Annotated in this window: 29 protein-coding genes; 23 read left to right on the top strand and 6 right to left on the bottom strand. The window is 58.5% G+C overall.

Annotation, left to right across the window (positions count from 1 at the left end; all coding sequences use genetic code 11):
* Positions 1–82: 82 nt before the first annotated feature.
* The 10 genes from GIW79_RS26480 to GIW79_RS26435 all read left to right on the top strand — a co-directional run bounded on the left by GIW79_RS26480 (position 83) and on the right by GIW79_RS26435 (position 10,214).
* A complete protein-coding gene (locus tag GIW79_RS26480) occupies positions 83–928 on the top strand; it encodes a baseplate assembly protein (RefSeq protein WP_236456136.1) in 846 nt (281 codons plus the stop codon).
* Position 929: 1 nt separating this feature from the next.
* On the top strand, positions 930–1,619 hold the full coding sequence (locus tag GIW79_RS26475) for a phage tail protein I (protein ID WP_236456125.1): 690 nt from the start codon (positions 930–932) through the stop codon (positions 1,617–1,619).
* A complete protein-coding gene (locus GIW79_RS26470; protein ID WP_236456116.1) occupies positions 1,616–3,502 on the top strand; it encodes a phage tail protein in 1,887 nt (628 codons plus the stop codon). Before GIW79_RS26475 ends, GIW79_RS26470 begins: the two co-directional genes overlap by 4 nt.
* Positions 3,503–3,513: 11 nt before the next feature.
* Positions 3,514–3,903, top strand: coding sequence for a phage tail assembly chaperone (locus GIW79_RS26465; RefSeq protein ID WP_236456115.1), 390 nt, complete (start codon positions 3,514–3,516; stop codon positions 3,901–3,903).
* 90 nt (positions 3,904–3,993) lie between these two features.
* Positions 3,994–5,166 carry a phage tail sheath subtilisin-like domain-containing protein gene (locus GIW79_RS26460; RefSeq protein ID WP_236456113.1) on the top strand — a complete coding sequence of 391 codons (1,173 nt, stop codon included), beginning with the start codon at positions 3,994–3,996 and terminating at the stop codon, positions 5,164–5,166.
* A 12-nt stretch (positions 5,167–5,178) separates the two neighbouring features.
* A complete protein-coding gene (locus GIW79_RS26455; RefSeq protein WP_236456111.1) occupies positions 5,179–5,682 on the top strand; it encodes a phage major tail tube protein in 504 nt (167 codons plus the stop codon).
* 12 nt (positions 5,683–5,694) lie between these two features.
* Complete coding sequence (locus GIW79_RS26450) at positions 5,695–6,003, top strand: phage tail assembly protein (protein ID WP_236456109.1); 309 nt, start codon at positions 5,695–5,697, stop codon at positions 6,001–6,003.
* A gap of 148 nt (positions 6,004–6,151) precedes the next feature.
* Positions 6,152–9,157, top strand: a complete 3,006-nt coding sequence (locus GIW79_RS26445; RefSeq protein WP_236456101.1) for a phage tail tape measure protein — start codon at positions 6,152–6,154, stop codon at positions 9,155–9,157.
* A 9-nt stretch (positions 9,158–9,166) separates the two neighbouring features.
* Entirely contained in the window at positions 9,167–10,033 is an 867-nt protein-coding gene (locus GIW79_RS26440; protein ID WP_236456099.1) for a phage tail protein, read from the top strand.
* On the top strand, positions 10,008–10,214 hold the full coding sequence (locus tag GIW79_RS26435; RefSeq protein ID WP_236456097.1) for a tail protein X: 207 nt from the start codon (positions 10,008–10,010) through the stop codon (positions 10,212–10,214). The genes GIW79_RS26440 and GIW79_RS26435 overlap by 26 nt, the downstream gene beginning before the upstream one ends.
* On the opposite strand, the gene GIW79_RS26430 is transcribed toward GIW79_RS26435, so the two are convergent.
* The gene (locus tag GIW79_RS26430; RefSeq protein ID WP_236456095.1) at positions 10,211–10,669 is read right to left on the bottom strand and encodes a hypothetical protein; all 459 of its coding nucleotides are present in this window, start codon (positions 10,667–10,669) and stop codon (positions 10,211–10,213) included. The two genes, GIW79_RS26435 and GIW79_RS26430, sit on opposite strands and share 4 nt — an antisense overlap.
* Positions 10,670–10,754: 85 nt before the next feature.
* Between GIW79_RS26430 and GIW79_RS26425 the strand changes: the two genes are divergently transcribed.
* Genes GIW79_RS26425 through GIW79_RS26415 form a run of 3 tightly spaced genes read left to right on the top strand, consistent with a single transcriptional unit; the run spans position 10,755 to position 12,915 of the window.
* On the top strand, positions 10,755–11,801 hold the full coding sequence (locus GIW79_RS26425) for a phage late control D family protein (protein ID WP_236456093.1): 1,047 nt from the start codon (positions 10,755–10,757) through the stop codon (positions 11,799–11,801).
* 56 nt (positions 11,802–11,857) lie between these two features.
* Complete coding sequence (locus GIW79_RS26420; protein ID WP_236456091.1) at positions 11,858–12,391, top strand: glycoside hydrolase family 19 protein; 534 nt, start codon at positions 11,858–11,860, stop codon at positions 12,389–12,391.
* On the top strand, positions 12,388–12,915 hold the full coding sequence (locus GIW79_RS26415; protein ID WP_236456089.1) for a lysis system i-spanin subunit Rz: 528 nt from the start codon (positions 12,388–12,390) through the stop codon (positions 12,913–12,915). The genes GIW79_RS26420 and GIW79_RS26415 overlap by 4 nt, the downstream gene beginning before the upstream one ends.
* 46 nt (positions 12,916–12,961) lie before the next feature.
* On the opposite strand, the gene GIW79_RS26410 is transcribed toward GIW79_RS26415, so the two are convergent.
* The 4 genes from GIW79_RS26410 to GIW79_RS26395 form a co-directional block, all read right to left on the bottom strand.
* Positions 12,962–13,741 carry a hypothetical protein gene (locus GIW79_RS26410; RefSeq protein ID WP_236477441.1) on the bottom strand — a complete coding sequence of 260 codons (780 nt, stop codon included), beginning with the start codon at positions 13,739–13,741 and terminating at the stop codon, positions 12,962–12,964.
* Between the two features lie 321 nt (positions 13,742–14,062).
* Positions 14,063–14,746, bottom strand: coding sequence for an SOS response-associated peptidase family protein (locus tag GIW79_RS26405; protein WP_236456542.1), 684 nt, complete (start codon positions 14,744–14,746; stop codon positions 14,063–14,065).
* A gap of 28 nt (positions 14,747–14,774) precedes the next feature.
* A complete protein-coding gene (locus GIW79_RS26400; RefSeq protein WP_236456540.1) occupies positions 14,775–15,122 on the bottom strand; it encodes a hypothetical protein in 348 nt (115 codons plus the stop codon).
* 89 nt (positions 15,123–15,211) lie between these two features.
* Entirely contained in the window at positions 15,212–15,421 is a 210-nt protein-coding gene (locus GIW79_RS26395) for a hypothetical protein (RefSeq protein ID WP_236456538.1), read from the bottom strand.
* A gap of 469 nt (positions 15,422–15,890) precedes the next feature.
* On the opposite strand from GIW79_RS26395, the gene GIW79_RS26390 reads away from it, so the two are divergent.
* The 5 genes from GIW79_RS26390 (at position 15,891) to GIW79_RS26370 (ending at position 20,304) form a co-directional block, all read left to right on the top strand.
* Positions 15,891–16,088: a hypothetical protein gene (locus GIW79_RS26390; protein ID WP_032900739.1), complete on the top strand. Its 198-nt coding sequence runs from the start codon at positions 15,891–15,893 to the stop codon at positions 16,086–16,088.
* Positions 16,089–16,400: 312 nt separating this feature from the next.
* A complete protein-coding gene (locus GIW79_RS26385) occupies positions 16,401–16,757 on the top strand; it encodes a hypothetical protein (RefSeq protein ID WP_233453243.1) in 357 nt (118 codons plus the stop codon).
* Between the two features lie 151 nt (positions 16,758–16,908).
* Positions 16,909–17,649 (top strand): hypothetical protein, encoded by a 741-nt coding sequence (locus GIW79_RS26380; RefSeq protein ID WP_057974897.1) that lies wholly within the window; start codon positions 16,909–16,911, stop codon positions 17,647–17,649.
* 133 nt (positions 17,650–17,782) lie between these two features.
* A complete protein-coding gene (locus GIW79_RS26375; protein WP_054898274.1) occupies positions 17,783–18,058 on the top strand; it encodes a hypothetical protein in 276 nt (91 codons plus the stop codon).
* Between the two features lie 128 nt (positions 18,059–18,186).
* On the top strand, positions 18,187–20,304 hold the full coding sequence (locus GIW79_RS26370; protein WP_236454536.1) for a TonB-dependent receptor family protein: 2,118 nt from the start codon (positions 18,187–18,189) through the stop codon (positions 20,302–20,304).
* 1 nt (position 20,305) lies between these two features.
* Here GIW79_RS26370 and GIW79_RS26365 read toward each other — a convergent pair whose 3' ends face one another.
* Positions 20,306–22,123 (bottom strand): sigma-54-dependent Fis family transcriptional regulator, encoded by a 1,818-nt coding sequence (locus GIW79_RS26365; protein ID WP_057974894.1) that lies wholly within the window; start codon positions 22,121–22,123, stop codon positions 20,306–20,308.
* Between the two features lie 351 nt (positions 22,124–22,474).
* Between GIW79_RS26365 and GIW79_RS26360 the strand changes: the two genes are divergently transcribed.
* Genes GIW79_RS26360 through GIW79_RS26340 form a run of 5 tightly spaced genes read left to right on the top strand, consistent with a single transcriptional unit; the run spans position 22,475 to position 26,624 of the window.
* Positions 22,475–23,569, top strand: coding sequence for an ABC transporter ATP-binding protein (locus GIW79_RS26360; protein ID WP_236454540.1), 1,095 nt, complete (start codon positions 22,475–22,477; stop codon positions 23,567–23,569).
* Positions 23,569–24,666, top strand: a complete 1,098-nt coding sequence (locus GIW79_RS26355; protein ID WP_236454543.1) for an ABC transporter ATP-binding protein — start codon at positions 23,569–23,571, stop codon at positions 24,664–24,666. The genes GIW79_RS26360 and GIW79_RS26355 overlap by 1 nt, the downstream gene beginning before the upstream one ends.
* Positions 24,663–25,529: a carbohydrate ABC transporter permease gene (locus GIW79_RS26350; RefSeq protein ID WP_003192014.1), complete on the top strand. Its 867-nt coding sequence runs from the start codon at positions 24,663–24,665 to the stop codon at positions 25,527–25,529. The genes GIW79_RS26355 and GIW79_RS26350 overlap by 4 nt, the downstream gene beginning before the upstream one ends.
* Before the next feature lie 10 nt (positions 25,530–25,539).
* Positions 25,540–26,340, top strand: coding sequence for a carbohydrate ABC transporter permease (locus tag GIW79_RS26345; protein ID WP_003232361.1), 801 nt, complete (start codon positions 25,540–25,542; stop codon positions 26,338–26,340).
* Between the two features lie 11 nt (positions 26,341–26,351).
* Positions 26,352–26,624 (top strand): DUF2160 domain-containing protein, encoded by a 273-nt coding sequence (locus tag GIW79_RS26340; RefSeq protein WP_014718862.1) that lies wholly within the window; start codon positions 26,352–26,354, stop codon positions 26,622–26,624.
* The last annotated feature ends 87 nt before the right edge of the window (positions 26,625–26,711 follow it).

Genomic DNA, 26,711 nt, shown 5'->3' with positions numbered 1-26,711 from the left:
TCTTTGCGGGTTTGTTTGCGCTTACCGGCGTACTCGGCGTCAGCGAAGGTCATCTGCTTCATGGGGAAACTCAGCGGGTGGAATCCGGGTATTTTGCCAAAATCTGGAAGTCTTCTTCAGAGTTTCCTTAGCAACGTTTCGCGCGTTCATGGGGGACAACTGGAGCGCGCCGATTGAAAGCGATCCGGTGGTTAAGTTGCTGGAGCTGGGCGCGTATCGGCGCGTGCAGGAGCGTGCCCGGGTAAACGATGCGGCTAAGGCTTTGTTGTTGGCATACGCCCAGGATGGCGACCTCGATCAGCTCGCCGCGAACGTCAGTGTCCAGCGCCTGGTAATTCAGGCCGAGGATCTGACAACGTTTCCCCCCACGCCGAAAGTGATGGAATCCAACGATGCGTTGCGCGAGCGCGTACAAGCGGCTTTCGAAGGGCTGACCACGGCCGGCTCGCGTAACAGTTACATCTGGCATGCGCGTAACGCCTCGGCGCTGGTGGGAGACGCTACGGCCGAAAGCCCTTCGCCGGCGGTGGTAGTGGTCACTGTGCAGCACCTTAACGGCGATGGCGCGGCTGATCCGGCATTACTGAAGCAAGTGGAGGCGCACCTTAGCCAGGACAATATTTTGCCGGTGGCGGACAGAATCCACGTGCAGGGCGCCGAGGTAATCAAATATCGCATTGACGCGATTTTGCACATGGAGGGTTCCGGCTCCGAAAACGAGAGCCTTCTGATTGAGGCAGAACGCCGCCTTAACGCCTGGATAAACCCTCGGCGCCGACTGGGTGTTGAAGTTGCTCGCTCCGGGATCGACGCGCAGGCGCATATCAGCGGAGTCAGGCGCGTGGATTTGCCTGGGTGGGTAGATATACGGCCTACCAAGGCCCAGGCGGCTTACTGCACGGGCGTAACTGTGAAGCTGGGGGACTGACATGCAAAGTCTTCTGCCGCTCAATAGCACGCTTCTGGAGCGCGCCATAGAGGCCGCCACGGGCGGAAAGACCGACATACCGTTGCGAATACTCTACAACCCGGACTTATGCCCGGTTGCGTATCTGCCGTTGTTGGCCTGGGCGTGGTCGGTCGACCGCTGGGACAACAATTGGTCGGAAGCGGTCAAGCGTTCGGTTATCCGTTCATCGTTCTTTGTGCATGCCCACAAGGGCACTGTAGGTGCCTTGCGGCGGGTCGTTGAGCCGCTTGGGTACTTGATCGACGTGCAGCACTGGTACGAAACGACACCCGAAGGGGTGCCGGGAACGTTTGCCCTCAAGGTTGGCGTTTTGGAGACCGGCATTACCGAAGAAATGTATGCCGAGCTGGAAAGGCTGATTGATGACGCCAAGCCGGTAAGTCGGCACCTGACGGGTTTGGCGATCAGCCTCGAAAGCACCGGTGCTATCAACATCTTTGCAAGTGCCTATGACGGTGACGAGATTGATGTTTATCCGCCGGTACTTCGCGACATCGAGGCGACCGGTGTTATCGGTGGTGGCGGTCGTGAACACACTATTGATGACCTTGAAGTTTATCCCCTGACGCCTGCCTTTATTTCGGTCGACTGCTATGTCGGCGTGCCGGGCCGCGAGCATTCCATAGACCTTTTGGATGTATACCCATGATTGATGCCAATTCGCAGTTTTTCGCCATCCTTACGGCCGTGGGGGAGGCCAAGCAAGTTAAAGCCGATGCTGGCCTGTTAACTTGGAAGTTAACCCACATGGCCGTGGGGGATGCCAATAATACTGATCCAATGCCTGACCGTTTGCAGAAGGTGTTGATCAACGAGCGCCGCCGTGCGCCGCTGAACATGCTGGGCCCTGATCCGGCTAACCCCGGCATCCTTGTGGCCGAGCAGATTATCCCGTCCGATGAGGGCGGCTTCTGGATTCGCGAGCTGGGATTATTTGACTCGGACGGGGATCTAGTGGCGGTGGCCAACTGCGCGCCGAGCTTCAAGCCGAAGCTTTCCCAAGGCGCCGGACGGACGCAAACCGTCCGCATGAACTTCATCGTCAAGAGTTCCACGAACGTGGTGCTGAATATCGACCCTTCGGTCGTAACGGCAACGCGCCGGTATGTAGACGAGTCTATTGCCGGAGCCATTAACAGACTGGACTTTAAGCAGTCGGTATTGGTCGCTACCACGGGCCCCGTGGTCCTGGCGGGCATTCAAGCCATTGACGGCTTCGCGGTGCCAGCGGGTTCGCGGGTGCTGGTAAAAGATCAGGCGCAGGCGAAAGACAACGGTTTGTATGTAGTCGGGCCTGATAGCTGGACGCGCTCGGTCGACGCAGACAGCAGCGACAAGGTAACGCCCGGTCTGATGGTGACGGTGGAGCGGGGTACGGTAAACGCCGATACCATCTGGCAACTGGTCAGTGATGGCCCGCTGGTGCTTGGCACTTCGGCCCTGGCGTTCCAGTGGCTTGGTGGGCAGAACGCGCCTACAGCCCCTGTGGATGACCGTTCTAAGCGGGTGGCCAACACTGAATCGGTGAGGGCTCAAATTGAAAGCCCGAAGCAAGACTTTCCTGTACATGTCTACCGTAAAAATCGGTTGATCAATGGTGCTTTTCAAGTATGGCAGCGCGGCAAATCAGGCGTTGTAGGCAGGGTCAGTGGCGGCCCTGAAAGTGCATTCGGTCCAGATCGATGGAGGATCTACAGCCCAGCCAATGCTGTTTGTAGTTGGAGTCAGCTGAATGTTGAGCAAGAAGCCAGAATTAACGAGTCCAAATACTCTTTGCGCCTTTCTCGGGAGGGCGCGGGCTACGGCTGGAATTTAAGCCAGCGCATAGAAAATGTGAAAACGCTGGCAGGCGGGAAAGTTACAATTTCGTTCTTTATGAGAAGTAGCGTCTCGCACGTTTGCTCTGTAATCCTTCGACAGAGCTTTGGTGTTGGTTCAAGTCAGCCGGATATTGATGTTGGAGCGTCAGTTGATCTGACTCCGGTTTATAAAAAGTTCATTGTCACGCTTGATTTAGCGTCGGTGGTGAATAAAGACGTAGGTGTCTCTAACGATTACCTTGAACTGATTTTATCGAGCCAGGGAGCTGGCTCGCATGTTACGGATATCACCAATATCCAAGTCGAGTCTGGCAGCGTCGCTACGCCTTATGATCTGCGCACTGTTCAAGAGGAATTCAGCGCCTGCCTTCGGTACTTTGAGAAGTCGTTTCTCATGGATCACCCCAATAAGTCGAACAATGGCCCATCGACTTGTATTGCAACGTTTACACAGTCGGGGCCGGCGCAGGGATCACAGTCAGCTTTGCGTATGGATTTTCGGGAGGTTAAACGTGTGGTGCCCACACTAACGCTGTTCTCGCCTGGCGAGGAAAGCTCACAGATTTGGGCGCAGTCTTCGCAAAAGCCATGCACGGCGACCAACATTCAAAGCTTGTGGGCTACCGGTTTTTCTTTGTCCTGCATCCCGCCGAGCAGCTCGGGACCTGGCTATACCTTGCAAATCGAGTGGACCGCTGATGCTGAAATTTAAAGGGGAGGCTCATGGATACTACCAAGTATAAATTTAGCCCGGCGGGCGTTCAGCGCTTGCCGGACGGAGTGTTTATTCCCCAGGACATGGGCAATAACGATTGGGTGGCCTACTTGGCCTGGGTTGAGAAAGGCGGCAAGACTGCGCCGATATCGACCGCCGAAGAAGACGCCAGCACGGAACGCCGGTGGCGCGACGGTGAGTTGGAAAGCGTCAAGTGGCTGCGCGAGCGTCACCGTGATGAGGTGGAGCTGGGCGGCGCCACGTCGCTGACGGTGGAGCAGTACGGCGAACTGTTGGGCTACATGCAGTCGTTGCGCGACTGGCCCCAGGCGCCGGACTTCCCCGACACGAAACACCGCCCTATCAGGCCCGCCTGGATAGATCAGCAAACCCCATAACGCCCCGCACTGTCGGGGCGTTTTTCATTCCTCGCTAAAACCCTAAAGCCCTGCCAGTGCGGGGCTTTTTCATGTCTGGAGATTGGGCCTATGCCTTCTACAAGTCGTTTTCACGGCGTTACCGTAACGCTGGTCGACACCGGCGCGCGCACTATCGCACTGCCGTCCTCTTCCATTATCGGCCTGGTGGACACCTTCACCGTGGCGCCGGAATTCTCGGCGCAGCCTGGCGACCTGGTGCTACTGACCCGCGAAAGCGAAGCGGTGGCCGCCTTCGGGCCAGACTCCGCTATTACGCGTGCCGCTAAAGCCATCCTCACCCGTTCCAAGGCCGTGATTGTCGCCTGTGGCGTCGCCAAGCTTGAAGACGCCGCGTTGCAAACCTCGGCCATCATCGGCGGCGTGAAGGCCGATGGTAAGCGTACAGGCCTACAGGCGCTGCTGGATGGCAAGAGCCGGTTCAACGCCCAGCCGCGTCTGTTGGTGGCCCCGGGTCATTCCGCCACGCAAGCAGTGGCCACGGCCATGGATGGGCTGGCAACGAAGCTGCGCGCTATTGCCATCGTTGACGGTCCTAATACGACCGACGAGGCGGCCATGGAGTACGCCAAGAACTTCGGCAGTAAGCGCATCTACATGGTAGATCCGGGCGTTCAGCAGTTCGACACCGTAGCGAGTAAAACCATTGATTCGCCGGCCTCCGCCTGGGTGGCGGGGATGTTCGCCTATACCGATGCCGAGTACGGTTTTTGGGCGTCGCCTTCCAACAAGGAATTCGTGGGCATCACCGGTACCACCCGCCCTATTGAGTTTTTGGACGGTGATGAAACGTGCCGGGCCAACCTGCTCAATAACGCCAATATTGCCACCATCATTCGCGATGACGGCTACCGCCTGTGGGGCAACCGCACGCTTTCCAGTGATGCGAAATGGGCTTTCGTTACCCGCGTTCGTACCGTCGATATCGTCATGGACGCAATTCTGGCCGGCCACAAATGGGCGGTGGATCGCAGCATTACTAAGACCTACGTCAGCGATGTGACTAATGGGCTTCAGGCGTTTATGGGTGACCTGAAGCTCCAGGGCGCGGTAATCAACTTCGAAGTTTACGCAGATGGTGAGCTGAACACGGCGAGCCAGCTGGAGCAAGGCAAGGTGTTCTGGAACATCCGATTTACCGATGTGCCGCCGGCAGAAAACCCTAACTTCCGCGTTGAAGTCACCAACCAATGGTTGACCGAAGTCCTCGACACTGCCGCCTAAGGAGGCCGCTAAATGATTCCTGAAGTATTGGTGAATACCAACCTATTCGTGGATGGCATGAGCTTCGCCGGTGACGTGCCAAGCATGACCCTCCCCAAAATCGTGGTGAAGACAGACGAATATCGCGGCGGCGGTATGGGCGGATCCATCGAAATGGATATGGGCCTGGAGAAGATGGAGGCCGCTTTCGTCACTACTGGCGTCCGCCGCGAGTCCATGAAGTTCGTGGGGCTCGCTGATCAGACGGCATGCAATACGGTGTTTCGCGGGGCTTTCAAGGGCCAGAAAGGCCGCATTACGCCAGTCGTTGCGACCGTTCGCGGCATGCTCAAAGAGCTGGACCTGGGCGACTGGAAAGCCGGTGAAAAGGCCGAGCTGAAACACTCGATTGCCGTCACCTACTACAAATTGGAAATCGACGGCCGCGTGATGTACGAAATCGACCCCGTGGCCTGTGTGCGGGTTATCAACGGTGTTGACCAATACGCAGCAATGCGCACCGCCCTGGCTCTTTAAGGATAAAAGAACATGAAAGCAACTAACCCAAATACATTGCCCGAGTGGCTGGAACTGTCGGCCGACGGCGCCGTGGTGACGCTCAAGTATCCGCTTGAGGTCGACGGCATGAAGCGCGACAAGATCGCAATGCGCGCGCCGTGCTTGCGCGACCTTCGCGCCGCTAGTGCCATGGCTAACGGCGATCAGGAGCAGCTGGAAGTCAACCTGCTGTGCAGTCTTACCCAAATCGGGGACAAGGACTTGGGCGCTATCAAAACGGTGGACTACAAGCGCCTTCAAGAAGGCTATTTTCGCCTGGATAACGAAGTCGGGGTGTGACACCGGGCAATTGAAAATGATGGCCAAACGCTTGGCGGCCGAGCTGCACTTTTCGGCTGCTGAGCTGTTGGACATGCCGGCTTCAGACATGGTGTGGTGGCTCACGGATTGAGCCGCTATCGAGCCACCCGACGCATAGGGCAAGCACATGGCAAGCAAATTAGCGCTTGGTATCGTCATTGGTGGGGCTGTCAGCTCCACCGTGGGTTCGGCGTTCAAGGACGTTGAAAGCCGCATAAAGCGCCTGGAGGCGACCGGGGCAAAAGCCCGGGTTCTTCAAAACACCATTGGCGACACGATCCGGCTTCGGGAGGAATGGCGCAAGGCGCACCTGGCGGGGGAGAAGGGCGCAAGCACGCTACTGACCAAGCTCGATGCCAACCTGGCCAGCCTGAAGAAACAGGGCATCGAAGTCGGTAGGTTGGAAAAGGCCTATCAGACGTTGGGCCGTACGGCGCGCGATGCTGAGTTTAAAGCGTTGGGCCACCAGCAAATCCAGGCCGGCCGCGAGGGCATGAAAAGCACTGTCGGCCAGGCGGTGGGGTTTTCGGCCGCTGTGGCGGTGCCTACGAAGGTCAGCGCTGACTATGGCGCAATTATTCGGGATATTGCGATCAAGGCGGGCATTGCCAATGCCCCGCAAGAAAAGCAAATGTCCCAAACCATTTTGCAGACTTCCCGTGACGCGGGAATGGGCCGCAATGAAGTAGCGCAGGTGGTGAACTCCCTGGTTGGGGCGGGCATGGATCTGTCTGAGGCGCTGTCGTATGCGCCTACGGCGGCCAAGTTCGTCGTGGGTCAGGGGGCGGGTGCTGAAGACACCGCCAAGATGATCAACGCCCTGGGGCAGAACGCCAAAATCACCGACCCCAAGGTCATGCAACAAGCCCTTGAGGCCATCGCCTATCAGGGCCAGGCCGGTAGCTTCGAGGCCAGCGACATGGCCCGATGGGCACCGGAAATGCTGGCAGGCATGGGCAGGCTGGGCATTACCGGCATGGATGCCGTGACGCAGCTGGGCGCCATGCTGCAAGTGCAAATGAAAACTGCAGGTGGTGCCGATGAGGCGGCCAACAACCTGAAAAATTGGATGGAGAAAATCGGCGCCCGCGATACCGTCACGGCCTACAAAAAGGCCGGGATCGACTATCAGGGTTCCATGCAGACAGGGCTGCAAAAGGGCATGTCGACGCTGGAGGCGAGCTTGGCGCTGGCCCAGCGCTACGTTGCGGCGACGAACCCGGCGAAAGCCAAGGCAATGGCCGAGGCTACCGCAAAGATCAACAAGGAGACCGACCCGGTAAAAGCCAAGGCAATGATTGACTCTTTGGAGCAGGCATTGCGAACCGGCGATATTTTTGCCGACATGCAAGTGAAAGCCGCCCTCACGGCTTACACGCAGAACAAAGCGCTATACGAACAGCTCAAGAACGACTCCAAGTCAGCCACGGGCATTCTGGATAAGAACTTGGCCGAGCGCCGAGAGGCGTCCGCGCAGAAGTGGGCTGAGATGGCGCAGAGCATGGACGACTCTATGCGCATGATTGGCGACGCTATCCGCCCAATGACGGACGGTGTAGCGGATGGCCTGGCCTGGGTTGGGCGTGGGCTTAGCTCGCTGGGCGATGAGTCGCCCAAGGTGGTTTCCAGTGTCGCCGCGATCACTGCCGGGCTTATTGGGTTTCGGGGCGTTGTAAACAGCGTGAAGATCGGCCGGGGGCTGGTGAATATCGCCCGTGGCGGCCTGCGCGGCGGTGATCCAAACATTCCCCAGCGCGTAATCGTCACCAATATGCCGGCAGGCGGGCTTGATGGTCCTGGCATGGATGCTGGCGACAGTAAGCGCCGCAAAAAAACCAAGAGGGGCAAACCGCCCTCGGCAGCGTCACGGGCGGCAGCAACTGCGCCTACTGCTGCCCCGGGTTCGGCTCGCCCTGCACCAGTGCGCCAGGGCATGGGCATGAATACCGGCGGCATGGTCAAGGGCACGGCGGTGTTTGCGGCGGTCGACTCGCTGTTGATGGCCAAGGATACCTATGACCACGCCGAAACCCGCGATGAAATGGCTGAGGGTTACGGTGAGGCGGCGGGAAATTTAGCCGGCGCGTTGGCCGGTGCTGCGGCCGGCGCGGCCATCGGTTCGATGGTGCCGGTGATTGGTACCGTGGTGGGTGGCCTGATCGGGGCTTACTTGGGGAGTACCGGCGGCCAGGCCCTGGGCGGGTATGCCGGCAAGGCCATGTTTGGCAGTGACCCGGCAACGAAGGTAATGTCGGCGGCAGGTCCGCTGATGATGGCCGATGCCGGCAAGAATATTCCGCCGGTACTGGGGGATATTGCCGCGTCATTCAAGGCGCCGCCGAAAGTGGCTCCGCCGGTGCCGTTGATGCTTCTGCGGCCCTCGGTGGCGGCACCCGGACCGCCATCGAGGTCGGAAGCAGTTACGCCGTCAGGCCGTAACGCGGCGCCTGTGACACCGGCGCCGGCAACGGTGCCGGTTGTTCCTGGGCGTGATGCTGCGCCTGTTCAGCCTTTGGCGCCGGTCGTCCAGGCGATGGCGCCGCCGGCGACGGTGCAGGTTGTTCCTGGGCGTGATGCTGCGCCTGTTCAGCCGATGCCGTCGGCAGATGCGCCTGCGGGGCCGCTACGTGCTGCCCCAGGGCGTGAAGCTGCGCCAGTCCTGGCGCTTGCCCCGGTTGTGCGTGTAACCGCACCAGCCGCACCTGGCGGGCTGCCAGAGCGCCGTAACAGGGCACCACTGCTGCTTCCGGTTCCCTTGGCTGTACCTGCCAGCGGGCGCAAGGGGGAAGCACCGGCGCCGGCTTTGATGCCTGATCGTGTTCTTGATGGGCAGGGCGTTACGCGTAAGGGTCCTGGGTCTGAGGTTGGCGATCTGGTTAGAGCGCTGGCCCAGGCGTCGGCCGTTAAGCCTGGTGCGGCACTGCCTAAGCCGGTGCCACCGGTGAAGCCGGAACGGGCGAAGTTTGAGCAGGTGGTGCATGTGGCGGCTCCGTTCCATTTGACCGTGAAAGGGGATGTGAAAGACCCCCAGCAGCTGGCCCGGGAAATTGAGCCGTACTTGCACAACCATCGGCAAGAAATCAGCCGTCAGCTTTCAAGTGCAAGCCTTTTTGATGAGCCTCATGTGGGGTAAGGGGGGGACGTGGACAAAGACACGAAAGACCCGGGGTATTTAGACCAGCTCCAGGCCGGGCTTAAGTACCTGGCCACGACTGGAGAGGCGGGCAGGCGTAGCCTTGATGGGATGATGGGGCCCCTTAATGGGGCTATTAGCGAAATCACCGGGGCGGCGTCTGAGCTGGAGGGGCTGCCAGTGATTGGTCCGGCCGTGGGTGAAAAGCTTCAGCGCGTGATGCGCGGTGTGAACGCAGCCCAGGCAAAGGCCGGCACGGTGTTGGAGACCTATAACAAGGCTTCCCGCGCCATGTCGCAAATTGACGAACGCATGGGAGTGCTGAAAGAGCAAACCGGGAAGGCCGGGGCGGCGATAAACAAAATCGCCGGCAAGGTCAGTCCATCGCTGGCCAACATTTTCCCCACGGGGGCGTTTGCCACCAATGCGACGCCGGCGCCGGAGGCGGTTAAGCCGTTCCCGCACCTGCTGATTATTCAGCCGCTAGACCCCAAGGCAGAACCGTACTTCTTCAACTTGGATACGGCGGCCTTTGATGAGCTGCGGCGGTCTACAGAATTCCGCTGGGCTTCGCAGGAGCGTTTAAGCCGGCGGCCGGCACAGCAAGCCGTGGGCATGGGTGATGAGAAAATGACGCTCAAGGGCGCCATTTTCCCGGGCTTCAAGGGAGGATTAAAGCAGCTGGACACGCTTCGCCGTATTGGTTCGCGCCTTCTGCCTTTGGGGTTGACCACCGGCTATGGCCACGTCCTGGGCAACTGGTGCCTCAAGAGCATTGAGGAAGAACAAAGCGCGCTGTTGCAAGGCGGCATCCCGCGCAAGCAGGGGTTTACTTTGGAGTTTGTGCGCTATGGCGACGACATGCAGAACGGCTGATGGGGATCTGTTGGACACCATTTGCCATAACTTCTACGGCCACCTCAACGGCACCATGGAAGCCGTGCTAGACGCCAATCAGGGCCTTGCCGATGAGGTGCAGCCTTACCGCGCCGGCGTGGTCATTGTGCTGCCTGACCTGCCGGCCGCGCGGGAAGAAGTAGTGATGTTGTGGGACTAGCCTTGGTCCGCCGCTTCCCGGCATTCCGTCTCGGCCTTGGCGTAGCTGTCAAACGCGCTATCGAAGCCTTTGGCATCGTTGGCTATCAGCCCTTGCCAGGCTGATGCAGCGTCTATGGCAGCCTCATTGCACTTGTGGAAGGGCGTAAACAGCACGCCGAACCGTTGCGCTTCGTCCTCGAGCGCGGCCAGCGCTTGAGCCTGGCGGCGCTGTTGGGTCGGGTCGGCCTGCGAGCTTCTGAGTTGTTCCATGCCCTTCTCTACAGTCGCACTCAACCGCTTGATAAAGGCCAGGGCCTGGCCCGCTGTGGGCGCCGTGGCGGCCGGTCTCGGTTCGCTGGTCGCCTGGCTGGTCGTTGGGTCGGGCTCGCCCAGGTCAATAATCCTGAGCTTTTCCTGGCCGATGGCGGGCAGGGCGGCCCAGGCGAGTAAGCCCACTAGGCAAATCCGTTTCATCCATTCATTCCTTACTGGCTGATTGATCAGCCGCAAATTCTATAGCGGCCAGGCCCTGAGTCTATCCGTTATTCGGGATCGCCCAATGAAACCAACTTTTCGCATCGTCGCGGACGGCGCTGACATTACCGCCATGATTAACGATCGGCTTTTGCTGTTGCGCACTTCGGACAAGCCCGGGATGGATTCGGACGAGTTTGAATTGCGCATTGATGACCGTGACGGCGTGGTCTCGCTACCGGCGCGCGGTGCCGGCATTGAGATTTACCTGGGGTATGTCGGCAGCGGGTTGGCCCGCCTGGGCCGTTATGTCGTGGACGAAGTGGAGTTGTCCGGCCCGCCGGACACCTTGGTAATCAGAGGCAAGGCCAGCGACATGCGCGGGAGCGGTAAGACCATTCGCAGCGGCAGCTGGGAAAACGTGCCGTTGTCGGAAATCGTGCGCGATATCGCGGCCAGGAACGGCTGGCAGGCCGCGTGTTCGGTCGCCACCAAAGTGCCTAGGACTGACCAGCTGAGCGAGTCGGATTTTAATTTCATCACGCGCTTGGCCAAGCAATACGACTGTACGGCGAAGGTCGGTGACGGAAAGCTGGTAGTCATGCCCCGGCAGGGCGGGCAAAGCGCGAGCGGCAAAGCGTTGGGCGTCGTTACCGTAACGCGCAGCGATGTAAGCCGCTGGCAATTTCGGCTGGGCGACCGTAGCACCCATAAAGCCGTAGCGACCAAGCACCAAGACAAGGCCACCGGAAAGCTTTCGATTGTCACCCTGGACAACGAGGACGCCCCGGGCGGCCTGCCCACGGTTCACACGGACCGGCATATCTACCCCAACAAAAGCGCCGCTGAGCAAGCGGCCAAAGCCCGGCTTGCCGCCTTCAACCGTTCTACCGCCGGCGTGCGCCTGGAAATGCCAGGGCGCACTGATCTATTTGCCGAACGGCAACTTAACGCTCAGGGCTTCAAGGTGGGCTTGGATGGTGAGTACCTGGTGGATTCGGTGGAACAGGTTTTCACCCAATCCGGCTGGAGTACGACCGTTGAATGCAATGGCGGGAAAAAGGGTAAGGCAACCGCCAAGGGCAAGAAAAAGAAGAAGGAAGAAGGCCCCGGCAAGGTTGTAAACCTTTGACCCGGGCTTGTTGCCAATGATGCCCGCAACGCGGGTTTATCCTATTAGGAGTCTGTATGTCGATCACCCAGCTGCAATTGCTGCAAATCCTCCCGAACGCCCGCCCAGTTGCGGGCGTTTTTGTTTCTGTGTTGAACACAGCTATGAGTCGCTACGGAATCATCGGCCAACTGCGTGTCGCCGCGTTTATTGCCCAGGTCGGGCATGAGTCGGCACAGTTGCGTCATGTGCGTGAAGTTTGGGGCCCCACGGCGCAGCAGGCCGGATATGAAGGCCGTTCTGACCTAGGCAATACCGTGAAGGGAGATGGCTCAAAGTACCGTGGACGCGGGCTGATCCAAGTTACTGGCCGGGCGAACTATGCCGCCTGTGGCGAAGCCTTGGGCCTGGACCTGATCACTCGTCCCGATCTGCTGGAGCTGCCACAGCACGCCACGATGTCGGCGGCGTGGTTCTGGTCCACCCGAGGGTTGAACACTCTCGCGGATCAGGGGCAGTTCGTGAAGATCACCAGACGCATCAACGGTGGGCTCACTGGTCAGGACGACCGCCAGGCGCTGTACGACAAAGCGCTGAAGGTGCTGGCATGACCCCGGTGCAGAAGCTGGCTGGCCTGGCGGTGCTAATTCTGGTGCTGATGGCCAGCGCCGCAGGCGTCACCTGGAGGGTTCAGGACTGGCGAATGGGGAGGCAACTGTCTGAACAGCTATCCGTGCAGATCGCCGCGCACCAGGGGCAGCTCGACGTCATCACCAACGAGGCCTGGCGACAGCAGAAAGCCGAGCAGGAGAAACGCCTAGCCACTGAGCAGAAGATTGCGGTGCAAGACCAACAACACACTCAGGAATTATCAGATGCTCAACGCAACCAAGCTCGCCTTCGTGACCAGCTTGCTACTGCTGATGTGCGGCTGTCAGTCCTCCTTGCCGAGGATTCAACCAGTGTCTGCAACGTGCCTGCCACTACCGGCGCCGTCGGCGTGGTTCATGCAGCCCGTCGAGCCCAACTTGACCCAGCGCATGCTCAAAGAATTATTGGCATCACCGATGCCGGAGACCAAGGATTGATCGCGCTACGGGCGTGCCAAGCGTATGTCAGGGAGGTGTCTCGGTAAGTTAAGTTGTTTTTGAAAGTTGCCACAATTTTCCAAGTCAACGTCCTTAAGGTGAGACTGAAGCATTATCTACTTTCTGCTTGATTGATTTTAAAATTACATCAACGGTGTGTGCCTCTGTAGTTCTTCCATCACTTTTTTCTATAATTGATTTCGAGCGCTCAGTATCGCCATAAAGTTTGTAAATAGCAGCTAAGAAGACTTCGGCGTCACCAAATGGTGTTGCTTCATAAGATTTTTCTGCAAATGAAATAATAGCGGCTTTCACTTTTTGTGGATCTTGGCGGATCAGAAGGTCAGAGGCTTTAAGTCTATAGATAGCCGATGTTATATTCTTGTTCGCGAAAATTTGGAAGTCTGATATTTTTTTCTCGGTAAGCTCATTGTTTATCTTGCCTAAGAGTTCGTCCATGATGCGTAATGCTCTTCCGTGCTCTCCTTTGTAATAGATAGCCATGGCCCCAAGAAAAATATATGACGTACTGTTTTCTTTATAGCATTTTTGAAATAATTTGGCATATTTTGCTCCTTCTTCTTTGTTGTCGCTTATTGATGCTATGCCTAGCATTGAGCTGTATATGGAGCATAGTTTTCCAATATCGGTTATGGTTTTTTCTTCTCTTAGTAGTATGGTCTCTGCCTCTTTATACTTTCCCTGTTCTATTAGGTTTTTTGCGTCATACATGTCGAGATTTTCATCGGCAAAAGATGTGCTGGAGTTCGCAAAAACAGAGCTGCTTATAAGTAAGAGTAAAAGGCCTGATAAATATATTTTTGGCTTTAAGGTTGTTTTAATAGTTGGCATGCTACGATATGAGTTACTCATTATCAATTCTCCACTTCAATCGCAGTAGGAATGTTTTTTTGGGTGAGGGCCGCTGCCCCTAATCATTTGCACATTATCGCCATAAGCAGTCGAAAACCCGAACTCGCCTGACCTTCGAGGTTTCTATTTCTACCCCATTGTTCAATAAAATCGGGTGTGGCGGGAAGATATCATGAAAGGTGATGTTGCCTGCTCGAACCTAATCCCGTTACCTGAATTGCATGAAGAAAAATCCCGTTATGGTGAATTCAGGGTTTTGTCAACCTAGCTTCATGGCGCTTTGATCGACCTGCCAACCAATTGGCTGCGACATATTCCATACTATACGTTGGTTGGTTGGATTAGCTCCGGCCCCTTGCTCCTAACGTTGCCCACGGCCATACCGACCTTGAACCATTCGAAAGCCTCGGACGGTTCGCCCTGGTGCAACACCATCTGTTCGGCGCGCTCCTTGGGCGTGGACGGGTCCAGCCATTCCCGCGCCAAGTCGGCAGTTAGCACCACAGGCCTGCGGTCATGAATGTCCACCATGCCCCCAGCGCTGTCGGCGGTGATTATCACAAAGCCGTCATGCTCGCCCGGGCCTTCATCAGGATCTGGTAGCTGGCCGATAGCAGCGCAGTATATCGGTGCACCATCCCGCCGGCGGATTAGGTAGGGCTGCTTCTTGGGCCCGCCTTCATCCACCCACTCAAACCAGTTGTCGATGGGCGTAATTGCTCGGTGGGGCCAGATCGCCCGAAAGAACGGGCCGTGGGCGACCTTCTCGACGCGGGCATTTATGGGCGCCGCCCGGTCCTTCGCCCAGTGCGGTCGCCATCCCCAGCGCACCGGATCGGCGTGCAGCAGATCTCCCTGCAAATGGAGCAGCGCAACCGCAGTTGTGGGGGCTACGTTGTACCGCTCAATCGGCTGATCACCCACGGAGTTCGCCAGAGCGTTGGGCATGCTCAGCGCTGCAACGAAGTCGTGGATCCCTCGGTACTGTGAAAGTCTTCCGCACATGGTAGGACCCTCCGGCAATTCATTCAGCCTAGCTGGCGCTGGGCGCTTGAGCCTGACGAATTTTGGCCAGAAGGCGCTGATTCTCCCTTAGCAGGTAGTCGCGTTGATCCCTCAGTACGTCCACTGCTCTATAGTTCAAAGTGCCAGAAGGCTCGGCGCTCACGGACGCCAAGCGCTCAAGCGCCGACTTTAGTTCCTTTGCCAAAATGGCCTTGTCTATTGCCTGCGAATCATTCATTTGGATCAGCCCAGCAATATTCGCTCGAGCTATGGTCAGCTTGCGCTCGAGGCCGCAGATATCATCTTGCAGCATGGAGCACTGGTGCTGGTACATCTCCAGTGGAGTGGGGCAACGGAGCCAATCATCGGTGTCCATGTCAACGTCCATAGCAAAATCTCGAATGCTGTATGTGCGTACAGTAATCGAGGTTTCGAAATGGCGCGATTTGAGCCGACGAGAGGTTTTCAGTCTGGCGCCATGAGGACGCCCAGGGTTAGCTTGATGAATTTTTCGTTCTCATCAATGGTGTGAAGAGCGCCCCGAATGTTATCGGCCACGTCAGCAGAGCCGCGTTGCTCAACCCAGTTTGAGAGCTCCATGATAGAGGCCTCGAGGGCCAGTTGGTTTTCGTAGAGCTTAGAGAGTAGAGAAGGGAGTAGATCTGAATTCGTCATCGGTGTTCCTCCAGAGAGTGAACAGCGTAGTAGCGGGTGTGTATTTTGGGTAGTTGTGTTCGGTCGGCAGGACGCCGGGGAGGGGCAAAAACAGTTCCAAAACTAAAACCGCACCCCTTGTAGAATGCGGTCTGTAGCTCGGTCGCTTTCATTGAGTAATGGAACTCCGCAGGCCTTCAAAGTCCCGGCCTGCTTGAATTTGCATAGCGGTCTTGAAAACCGGCGGACGTTAATAGCGTCTCCAGGGTTCGAATCCCTGGTTTCCCGCCAAGATTTACACGAAAGCCTCGCGAAAGCGGGGCTTTTGCGTTTCTTGGGTTTGGGTGTGCTGATAATCAAACAAATGCTGTTTGTCGCATTCATACCTTTCAAAGACGAACCACCATTCGTCTAACATCCGGCACTCTCCATCCGTTGCTTCCTCTCAATCTTAAGCACGGATATCCCGAGCGATACACGGAGAGCCAGCATGGAAATCAACGAGAAAGCCCCAGGCAACATTTCCCAGCAAGCGGTTACTCGTAACACCGATAATGAGACGGGACATGACCCGAGGCGCGATGAGGACGATATCCCGCTACCCCCGGATGACGAGGCCCCGATCGAGGAGGACATGTCGGATGTAGACGCGGCGGACTCCGTAGCAAGTGAGCACCCCGCTACCTGAAGACCTCCCGATCAATGAAACCCGGCCCAGCGCCGGGTTTTTATTGCGGTTTTCGGCGCATTTAATTAACCGTAATCCTTAAGTATTGGCATCGCATAATTGTGAATGGCTTCACGATGCCTCTATGATCAGCACGCACTGTATTGGATCGCTGAGCCTCAACCCTTTGAAGGACATGAGCATGGACAAGCATTTCGGTAATTCGGGCCTTTTCAAGAACCCTTCGTATCAAGGCAACGACGCTCACGACGGCTGCAGCACTGCCGACTGGGAGCTGAAAAACAGTGCGCTGAATACGAAGGAGTTTTTGATATGTCCAAAGAATTACTCGGAGTTTTTGCTCTAGGGTTGATGGTGGTCGGTGAGTTTTGTGCAATCTACAGTGAGGTGGTGACCGCCAAGTTGGCCCAGGCCGGCAGTGGTTCCTGGGAGGTCTTTGTACTTCCCGTGGTCTTGATGTGTTTTGCCGGGCTTTGCCTGCTGGGCGCCTATTGGCTGGGGTATGTGGTTGTCGGTGATATCTGGATTGTCACGGTAGTCTCGGTCACTTCGTTAGTGCTGCTGGAACCTGTGGTGGTCTGGGCGCTGTTTCATGAAGCTCCAGGGCGGGGCGCGTTGATCGGGTTCTGCCTGGGCGCCTTGGGGATGCTTGCGACGGTAGTGCTCTAGCACGCCGGGGAATCAAGTGTCGGGTCAGATCAGCGTCTGTAGTCCGATGCTGATCTGACCCGCACCGCTGCACTTTTTTCCATTCTGCTGATCTACCCTGTCCCAGCCACCCGACTCCCACGGGTGGCCAACAGAATCAGACCCGGTGCCGATGGATCGAACGTCAACTGTTTCCACCTCCCGATGGCCGCTGCTGCTGGCTGCGATATTAACGCTGTGTGCCGCAGGTTGCAGCCAACAACAGGGCCGCGATATCGCCAGGCAGTTCAGCGATGGCAAGCCCGATGAATTCTTCCAGACCAGCGTCGACCGCATGGCCACCCTGGGGATGCGTGACAACCTGCAAAGCCTCTACTTGCTGATGAGCAAGCTCTACCTGCGCAACCCCAACCAGTGGCGTCAATCGGGGTATCCGGATGCAGTGACCGCCGCCCGGCAAATCCGTCAGGCCATCGAAAATCGCCGTCCCTTGCCCGCACTGGGAGATCGTAGTGACCTGGCTGCCCTGAGTTATTCCTTGAGCCCTGACTTTCGCGGCGACCGCGTCGGCGCGTTCATCTACGCGATTGGCAGCATGCTCGTGACCGCTCACGGCGGGCGTACGCAGTTTTATGTGACCGACTCGATCAACCCGCAGTTTGTCAGCAATGCCGCGCGCAATATCGAAAAGGCCACCTGGCTGCTCAGTCAGCGTCAGGATGCCAATGGCGTGCTGCTGTTGTTTTCCAACGAGATATCAGAGGAGGGCAGTAACCTCAGTTTTGCCGTTGAGTTCGGCAAGATCGTGGCGCGTTTGGACCTGCTGACCCAAATCCTTGATGAGCGCTACCGGCGCATTGGCCTCAATTACGCACAAAGCCTGTTGCTGATGAATTTCCTGCCGGTGCAGTGAGGCCCATCGCATCGACCAATCGGTGCGGTGTTTCCCTTTCCGCTGTAGGAAGCGGCCTATCTTGCCTCCGGCAGCTTGAAAGGCTTGCCTGCGGGCAATAGCCTCGGATTTTTCTTAAACACGAGGCCCTCCCTTGGGTAAACGAAAAACGGTTTGGCCCACGGATCGCGAAATACGCTTGCGGTTTATCCTCTATGCGGTGATCGATGCCGCGACCGCCCAGGGCGTGTCTGCCGAGTTATTGCTGCCAGCGCATAAGTTATTGCGTGACTCGCCCACGGAGGTCCAGTTGCGCGACACCTTGGGGGAGATTCTCGCCACTGACGAAATGTATGGCTTCCGCTTTCCGCCGGGGTCGGATGCCGATGACCTGATGCGGGCATTGGCAACGCCTGACGACCAAACCTGATTCATCCTGTTTTTAAAACGCCCCTGTCCGTCATCAAGGAGTGACCTGACGGGCATGCCTGCCTTCCCATCACTGTTCGCGTGGTGGGTTTGGCCCGGCACGTTCCCGGATTCCAAGGACCTGCCCCAATGCTGCTGCGCCACCCCCCGTTTATTTTTGCCGCCTTGACCCTCAGTTCGCTGGTACAGGCCGAAGGCCTGCAATTGGCGCCGGTTGAAGTCACTACGGCTGAGGCCAGTGCCGCAGAAATCGCCCAGGCGCAGCTCAAAAGCGTGCCCGGCGGCACCAATTACATCGATATGGACAGCGTGCAACAGGGACGTGTCAGCACCAACGAGGATGTCTTCAAGTACCAGGCCGGTGTGTACGCCAAGGCGGCCAATAACGAAGGGGTGAAGGTGTCCATTCGTGGCTCGGGCCTGAACCGCGCCCCCGGTGCCCATGCCTCCGGCCTGTATGAAATGTTCGACGGCCTGCCGCTTACCGGCCCAGGCGGCACGCCCTATGAGCTCAAGGACCCGCTGTGGCAAAGCCGGGTAGAGGTGCTGCGTGGGGCCAACGGGTTCGATCAGGGTGCATTGGCCTTGGGCGGTGCGGTCAACTACGTCACCCGCACCGGCTTGGACGCGCCCAAGCTACAGGTGCGCTATGAGGTCGGCAGTCGCGGCTATGCCCAGCGTGAAGTCAGTTCCGGGCAAGTGCTGGGGGACGCCGACTATTACATCAGCCTCACCGATTCGGAGTCCGACGGTTATCAGCACCAAAGCGCCGGCAGCGGCAAGGGCATCGCCGCGAACTTCGGCTACCGCTTTAACCCGGACCTGGAAACGCGCTTCTACTTGCGTTACCGCGAAACCACCAACGATTCACCCGGCAGGCTCACGCGTGACCAGATCAGCCATGATCCGCGTGCCGCCAACAGCCTCAATGCCGCCCGCGATTCAAAGCGCCTGCAACCGGGCTCCACCTGGATTGCCAACAAGACCACCTTGCGGTTGGACGATAACGCTCGGGTCGAGGTCGGGCTGGCCTATCACGATTACCCCATGGACCTGCGCGAAGGCACCAATCGCCTCAAAGTTGCCTACACCGATATCAGCGGCACCCTGAATTACATCCGCCAGGACAGCCTGTTCGGCCATGCCAGCACCACCACTCTCGGCCTGCGTACTACCCAGGCGATGCCGAACAATGGCGCGTCGGAATACGTGCGCATCCCTGCGGGCAATACTGCCATTTATGCCCCCGGCACCAAGACCCGCGACTACAGCTACCTGGGCTCCGATACCGTGCTGCATGTAGGCAACGAGCTGGAACTGGTGGAGGATCTGTGGCTGACCACCGGCCTTGCCGCCATCTATACGCGCCGCGAAACCCAGGTCACTTACCCCGACGGCCAGGCGCCGCTCAGTCAGCATGATTGGGACTACGCGCCGCGCATTGGCCTGCGTTACGACTTCACCCCGCAGCTGCAGATTTACGGCAACCTGAGCCGCTCGGTAGAGCCACCGCACGCGTGGTCGATGATCTGGGGTTCGAACAAATACTTTGGCCCGGGCAGTGGGGCAGCCACGGGGTTGCAGCGCGAAGGCTTGAAGCTGCGTAATCAGACCGCCACCACCCTGGAAGTCGGCGGGCGCGGTGAAGCCTGGCTCGGCCAATGGGACCTGGCGCTCTATCGCTCGGAAGTTCGCCACGAGCTGCTTTCTGTAGAGACCCAGGCCCAGACTGCCACCAGCAACGCTATCATCGCCGAATCCAACGCTAGCCCCACCGTGCACCAGGGCGTGGAACTGAGCCTGCTCAGCCCGCTGTGGGACGGCGGCGGCAGCGGTGAGCTCCAGCTGCGCCAGGCCTACACCTTCAGCGACTTCCACTACCGCGACGACGAGCGTTTCGGCGACAACACCTTGCCCGGCATTCCCAAGCACTACTACCAGGCGCAACTGCGCTACAGCCACCCGACGGGTTTCTACACCAGCCTCAATACCGAACATGCATCACGGGTAGCGGTGGACTACGCCAATTCCTACTACGCGGCGGCCTACACCACCCTCGGCGCCACCTTCGGCTACGACGCGCCCAAGCAGGACTGGCAAGCCTGGGTCGACCTGCGCAACCTCACCAACCGCCGTTACGCCAACACCGTCACGCCGGGCTACGACGACAAAGGCATGGACGCTGCACGCTCCACCCCCGCTGATGGGCGTGGTATCTACACCGGCGTTTCCTGGAGCTGGCGTTAAATCAACCTTCGTGTTGGCGCAGGCGCTTGTACAGGGTGTTGCGACTCACCCCCAGCTCTCGCGCCAGGTGGGAAATATTCCCGCCCACGGCTTCCAGGCGCTGGCTCAGGTCGAGACTTTCATCCAGGTGTTCAGGTTTAGACAGCGGCACTGTCGCCTGCAAATCCACAAAAAAATCATCGGGCAGGTGCTCTGCGCGGATCGGCTGCTCTTCGGCCATTGCCAGCGCCACCTGCAACACGCTGCTCACTTGGCGTAAATTCCCCGGCCACGGGTGTTGCTCGAATAGCCTCAGCACTTCGGCGCTCAGCCCGGCCCATTGCGTCGGCTCGCGGTGTTGCTGCCACAGTTGCTGGAACAGCGCCTGCTTGTCGGTACGCTCGCGCAACGGCGGCAATTCAAGGGTCAGGCCGCCGATGCGGTAGTACAAGTCCTCGCGAAAGCGCCCGGCCTGCACCAGCTCGCGCAGTGCGCGGTTGGTCGCCGAGATGATGCGCAAGTCCACCGGGAATACCTCGCTACTGCCCACCGGCTGCACACAGCGCTCCTGCAATACCCGTAACAGGCGGGCCTGGGTGGGCAGCGGCATATCGCCGATTTCGTCGAGAAACAGCGTGCCCTTGTCGGCCTTGCGGATCAGACCGATGCTGCCTTTTTGGTTGGCGCCGGTGAAGGCGCCTTTTTCGTAGCCGAACAGTTCCGATTCCACCAGTTCTGCGGGAATCGCCGCACAGTTCACTGCGATTAACGCCTGCCGGCTGCGGGAACTGGCCTGGTGCAGGGCTTTGACGAACACCTCTTTGCCCACGCCGGTCTCGCCGTGAATCAACAACGGAATGTCCTTTTCCAGCAGGCGCTCGGCCTGGCGCACGGCTTTTTCCACGCGCACATCGCCAAAATGCAGGGTTTGGAGGTTGATCGAGGTCGGTGCTGGCGGCTGCGGTTGGCTGAACACCCGGGCCTGCACCGGCATCTGCCTGGGGCGCTTCAATAGGCACTGGAACCGATTGCGTCCCGCCGCTTGCAACGCAAAGGGAAGCCCTTCCGGCTGGTTGAGCAACTCCAGCAGCGACACCTTGAACAGACCGTCGATCATCACCCGCGAGAGGCTGATGCCCAGCAAGTTATCCGCACGCCGATTGGCCGAGAGCACCTGGCCGCTTTCATCAAAGATCAGCAGGCCGGCCCATTGGCTGTCGAGGTTGCTCAGGCCGGTGTTGAAGGTCAGTTGGAAATGTTCGCCGCGAAACAGGTTGAGGATCAGCCGGTTTTCCACGGTCTGGCTCATCATCTTGACCATGCCCAGGGTGTGGGAGGGCGGCAGGTAACTGTCGCTGGACACGTCCAGCACCGCGATGATTTCGCGCTGGGCGTCGAAAATCGGTGCCGCGGAACCGGTCATGAAGCGGTTGGCCTTGAGGAAGTGTTCATCGTGCTCAATATGCACGGCCTGGGCGCAGGCCAGTGCGGTGCCGATGGCGTTGGTGCCACTGGCGCGTTCCATCCAACTGGCGCCGGGGCTGAAGCCACGGGCCAGCGTGGGTTCGATAAACCGCTGGGTGCCCCACGAGGTCAGCACCTGGCCCTGATTGTCGGCCAGCATGATCAGGCAATTGGAATTGCTGAGGATGTTCTCGTAGTAGGGCAATACTTCCTGGTGGGTGGTCTGCACCAGGGAATGCTGGCTTTCCAGGAGCTGGCGAATGCCTTCGGCGGGCAGTTGGTCAAAGCTGGGGGCGCTCTGGTGGTCCAGGCCGTAGGCGCGGCAACGGCGCCAGGATTCCTGGATAAGGGTGTCGTGGGTCAAGGGTTCGGCCATCGTGCGACCTTCTTTATTATTGTTGTCGGGTCTTGCGCCATCTAATGTCGGACATCGAACAATGTGGGAGCGGGCTTGCCCGCGATGGCAGAGGGTCAGGCACAGCATCTACAAACTGATGCACCGCCATCGCGGGCAAGCCCGCTCCCACATTTGATCTTCGTCGCGCATAAAGTGTTGTTCACAACTGTTCATTGTCAACCCCGGCAGTGTTCAGTTGTTCAGCCGGATTGTTCACTCCTGAACATCATGATTCACCCATCTCCTTACACATCAAGCGCTTGCGGTTTTGGCACGAAACTCGCTCTGACAACGCACCAGATTCATTCCAATAATAAAAAAGGTCGTGTCATGTCATTGACCCTGGAACATGTCTCCCGCGTTGTCGACGGCCAAACCTGGATCGACGACGCCAACCTGCGGTTCGAAGCCGGTTCTTTCAACGTCCTGCTCGGTCGCACCCTGTCCGGCAAGACCAGCCTGATGCGCCTGATGGCCGGCCTGGACAAGCCCGACAGCGGTCGCATCCTGATGAACGGCGTGGATGTCACGCAGAAGCCGGTACGCCTGCGCAATGTGTCGATGGTCTACCAGCAGTTCATCAACTACCCGACCATGACCGTGTTCGAGAACATCGCCTCGCCGTTGCGCCAGGCCGGTGTGTCCCCGGAGGTGATCCAGAGCAAGGTGCTGGAAACCGCCAAGATGCTGCGCATCGAGAAATTCCTGCAGCGCCACCCCCTGGAACTGTCCGGTGGCCAGCAACAACGCACCGCCATGGCCCGCGCCCTGGTGAAAGATGCCGAACTGATTCTGTTCGATGAGCCGCTGGTCAACCTGGACTACAAACTGCGCGAAGAGCTGCGCCAGGAAATGCGCGAACTGTTCAAGGCGCGCCACACCATCGCGATATATGCCACCACCGAGCCCAACGAAGCCCTGGCCTTGGGTGGCACCACCACCATTCTACACGAGGGGCGAGTGATTCAGAGCGGCAAGGCCGCCGAGGTCTACCACCAGCCGCAAACCGTCCTTGCCGCTGAACTGTTCTCCGAGCCGCCGATCAACCTGATGCCAGGGCGCATCAGCGGCAACGAAGTGAGCTTCGCCAATTACGTGCATTTCCCACTCAATGTTGACCTGCGTCCTATCGGCGAAGGCGAATTCCGCTTTGGCGTGCGTCCCAGCCATATCAGCCTGGTGCCCAGCAACGATGATGACCTGGAGCTGGCGGTGACCGTGGAAGTCGCCGAAATCAGCGGCTCGGAAACCTTCCTGCATGTGCGCAGTGAGCATTTCCTGCTGGTGCTGCACCTGCCGGGGGTGCATGAATACGATGTCGACGCGCCGATCCGCGTGTATATCCCCACCCATAAACTGTTTGTGTTCGATGGTCAGGGCCGCTTGGTCCAGGCCCCCGGACGCCGTGTCGCGAGGGTTGCCTGATGGCCGAAATCCATTTGCGCAACCTGGCCCATAGCTACAGCCCTACGCCTACAGGGCCAGAAGACTACGCCATTCGGGAAATGAACCATGTGTGGGAGCAGGGCGGTGCCTACGCCTTGCTCGGGCCGTCAGGCTGCGGCAAGTCCACGCTGCTCAATATCATTTCCGGCCTGCTCAGCCCGTCCGAAGGCCAGGTGCTGTTTGATACCCAAGTGGTCAACGACTTGACCCCGGAAAAGCGCAACATCGCCCAGGTGTTCCAGTTCCCGGTGGTGTACGACACCATGACGGTGTTCGACAACCTGGCGTTCCCACTGCGCAACCAGGGCATGGCCGAAGCGAGAATTCACAGCAAAGTGCAGGAGATCGCCGAAGTCCTCGACCTGCAAAACCTGCTGAGCAAAAAAGCCCGCAACCTCACCGCCGACGAAAAACAGAAAGTCTCCATGGGCCGTGGCCTGGTGCGCGATGACGTGTCGGCCATTCTGTTCGATGAGCCGCTGACGGTGATCGACCCGCACCTGAAGTGGAAACTGCGGCGCAAGCTCAAGCAGATTCACGAGCAGTTCAATATCACCATGGTCTACGTCACCCACGATCAGCTGGAAGCCTCCACGTTCGCCGACAAGATCGCGGTGATGTATGGCGGGCAGATTGTGCAGTTCGGTACGCCGCGTGAATTGTTCGAACGGCCTAGCCACACCTTTGTCGGTTACTTCATCGGTAGCCCTGGGATGAATCTGATCGAGGTGCAGGCCAAGGCTGGCGGTGTAGGGTTCGCCAATACCCTGTTGCCGCTGTCCGAAGCGATGCAGCAACGTCTCGACACCACCAACTACAAAAAGCTCCAGGTCGGCATTCGTCCGGAATTTATCCACGTGTGGGACGAGTACAACCCTGACGCCCTGCAAGCCGACGTTGTACATGTGGAAGACCTCGGCACCTACAAGATCATGAGCCTCAACCTCGATGGCGCCACCCTCAAGGTGCGCCTGGCCGAGGACAAACCGGTACCGGAAGGCAAGGCCTCCGTCAGCTTCCCCGCGCAATGGCTGATGCTCTACGCCGACGATTACTTGCTGGAGGTGGCGCCATGAACAAGGTGCAGAACAACAAGGCCTGGTGGCTGGTGTTGCCGGTGTTCCTGCTGGTGGCGTTCAGTGCGGTGATCCCGATGATGACCGTGGTCAACTATTCGGTGCAGGACATTTTCGACCAATCCAGCCGCTATTTCGTCGGGGCCGACTGGTACAAGCAGGTGCTGCTCGACCCACGCCTGCACGACTCGCTGCTGCGCCAGTTCATCTACTCGGCCTGCGTGCTGTTGATCGAGATCCCGCTGGGCATCGCCATCGCCCTGACCATGCCCACCAAGGGCCGCTGGTCCTCGCTGGTGCTGATCATCCTCGCCATTCCCTTGCTGATTCCGTGGAACGTGGTCGGCACTATCTGGCAGATTTTTGGCCGTGCCGACATCGGCCTGCTGGGCTCGACCCTCAACGCCCTGGGCATCAGCTACAACTATGCGGCCAACACCATGGACGCCTGGGTCACCGTGCTGGTGATGGACGTGTGGCACTGGACCTCACTGGTGGCGCTGCTGTGCTACTCAGGTTTAAGGGCCATTCCGGACGTGTACTACCAGGCCGCGCGGATTGATCGTGCATCGGCCTGGGCAGTGTTCCGACATATCCAGTTGCCGAAGATGAAAAGCGTGCTGCTGATCGCGGTGATGTTGCGCTTCATGGACAGCTTCATGATCTACACCGAACCCTTCGTGCTCACCGGCGGCGGACCGGGTAATGCCACCACCTTCCTGAGTCAGACGCTTACCCAGATGGCCGTCGGCCAATTCGACCTGGGCCCGGCGGCGGCGTTTTCCCTGGTGTACTTCCTGATCATCCTGTTGGTGTCCTGGCTGTTCTACACCGCCATGACCCATTCCGACGCCAACCGCTGAGGCCGCCAACATGAGCAAGCGCAAGCTTATTCCGTTACTGATCTACATCCTGTTCCTGCTGGTGCCGATCTACTGGCTGCTGAACATGTCCTTCAAGAGCAACACCGAAATCCTCGGCGGCCTGACCCTGTTTCCGCAAGATTTCACCCTGGCCAACTACAAGGTGATCTTCACCGACCCGAGCTGGTACACCGGCTACCTCAACTCGCTGTACTACGTGAGCCTGAACACGGTGATCTCCCTGAGCGTGGCGCTACCAGCGGCGTATGCGTTCTCGCGCTATCGCTTCCTGGGTGACAAGCACCTGTTCTTCTGGCTGCTGACCAACCGCATGGCGCCGCCGGCGGTGTTTTTGCTGCCGTTTTTCCAGCTGTATTCCTCCATCGGGTTGTTCGACACGCACATTGCCGTGGCCCTGGCCCATTGCCTGTTCAACGTGCCGTTGGCGGTATGGATCCTTGAAGGCTTCATGTCCGGCGTACCCAAGGAAATCGACGAAACCGCCTACATCGACGGCTATAGTTTTCCCAAGTTCTTCGTGAAGATTTTTATCCCGCTGATCGGCTCCGGTATCGGCGTCACGGCGTTTTTCTGTTTCATGTTTTCCTGGGTAGAACTGCTGCTGGCGCGCACGCTCACCTCGGTCAACGCCAAACCCATCGCAGCGGTAATGACCCGTACGGTGTCGGCTTCCGGCATTGATTGGGGCGTGCTGGCAGCGGCGGGGGTGTTGACCATCCTGCCGGGCATGCTGGTGATCTGGTTTGTTCGCAACCACGTGGCCAAGGGCTTTGCCCTGGGCCGGGTCTAGAGGAGTCGATGATGGAATGGATGGCCTGGACCACCCCCACTGCGCTGTTCTTTGGCGGTATTGCCCTGATTCTGGCGGGCATGACCACTTGGGAATTGCGTTCGCCGAGTATCCCGCGGCGCGGTTTGCTGCCGATCAGCACCACCCGTGGCGATCGCTTGTTTATCGGTCTTCTCGGCAGCGCCTACCTGCATTTGCTGGTGATCGGCGTTACCGACTGGAGCATCTGGGTGGCGTCCGCGCTCTCCCTTGTTTGGCTGTTGAGTGTGATGCGTTGGGGCTAGCTGTGCACGGGCTTGTGTGGCGAGGGAGCTTGCTCCCGCTGGAGTGCGCAGCACTCCCAAACCGATAACCGACTCGGATATCTATTT

The sequence above is a fragment of the Pseudomonas sp. PA-7-1E genome, from assembly GCF_021605325.1.
GTDB lineage: Bacteria > Pseudomonadota > Gammaproteobacteria > Pseudomonadales > Pseudomonadaceae > Aquipseudomonas > Aquipseudomonas fluorescens_BV.
Note: the sequence above shows the minus strand (reverse complement) of the source record. Positions and strands in the feature narration are given on the sequence as shown.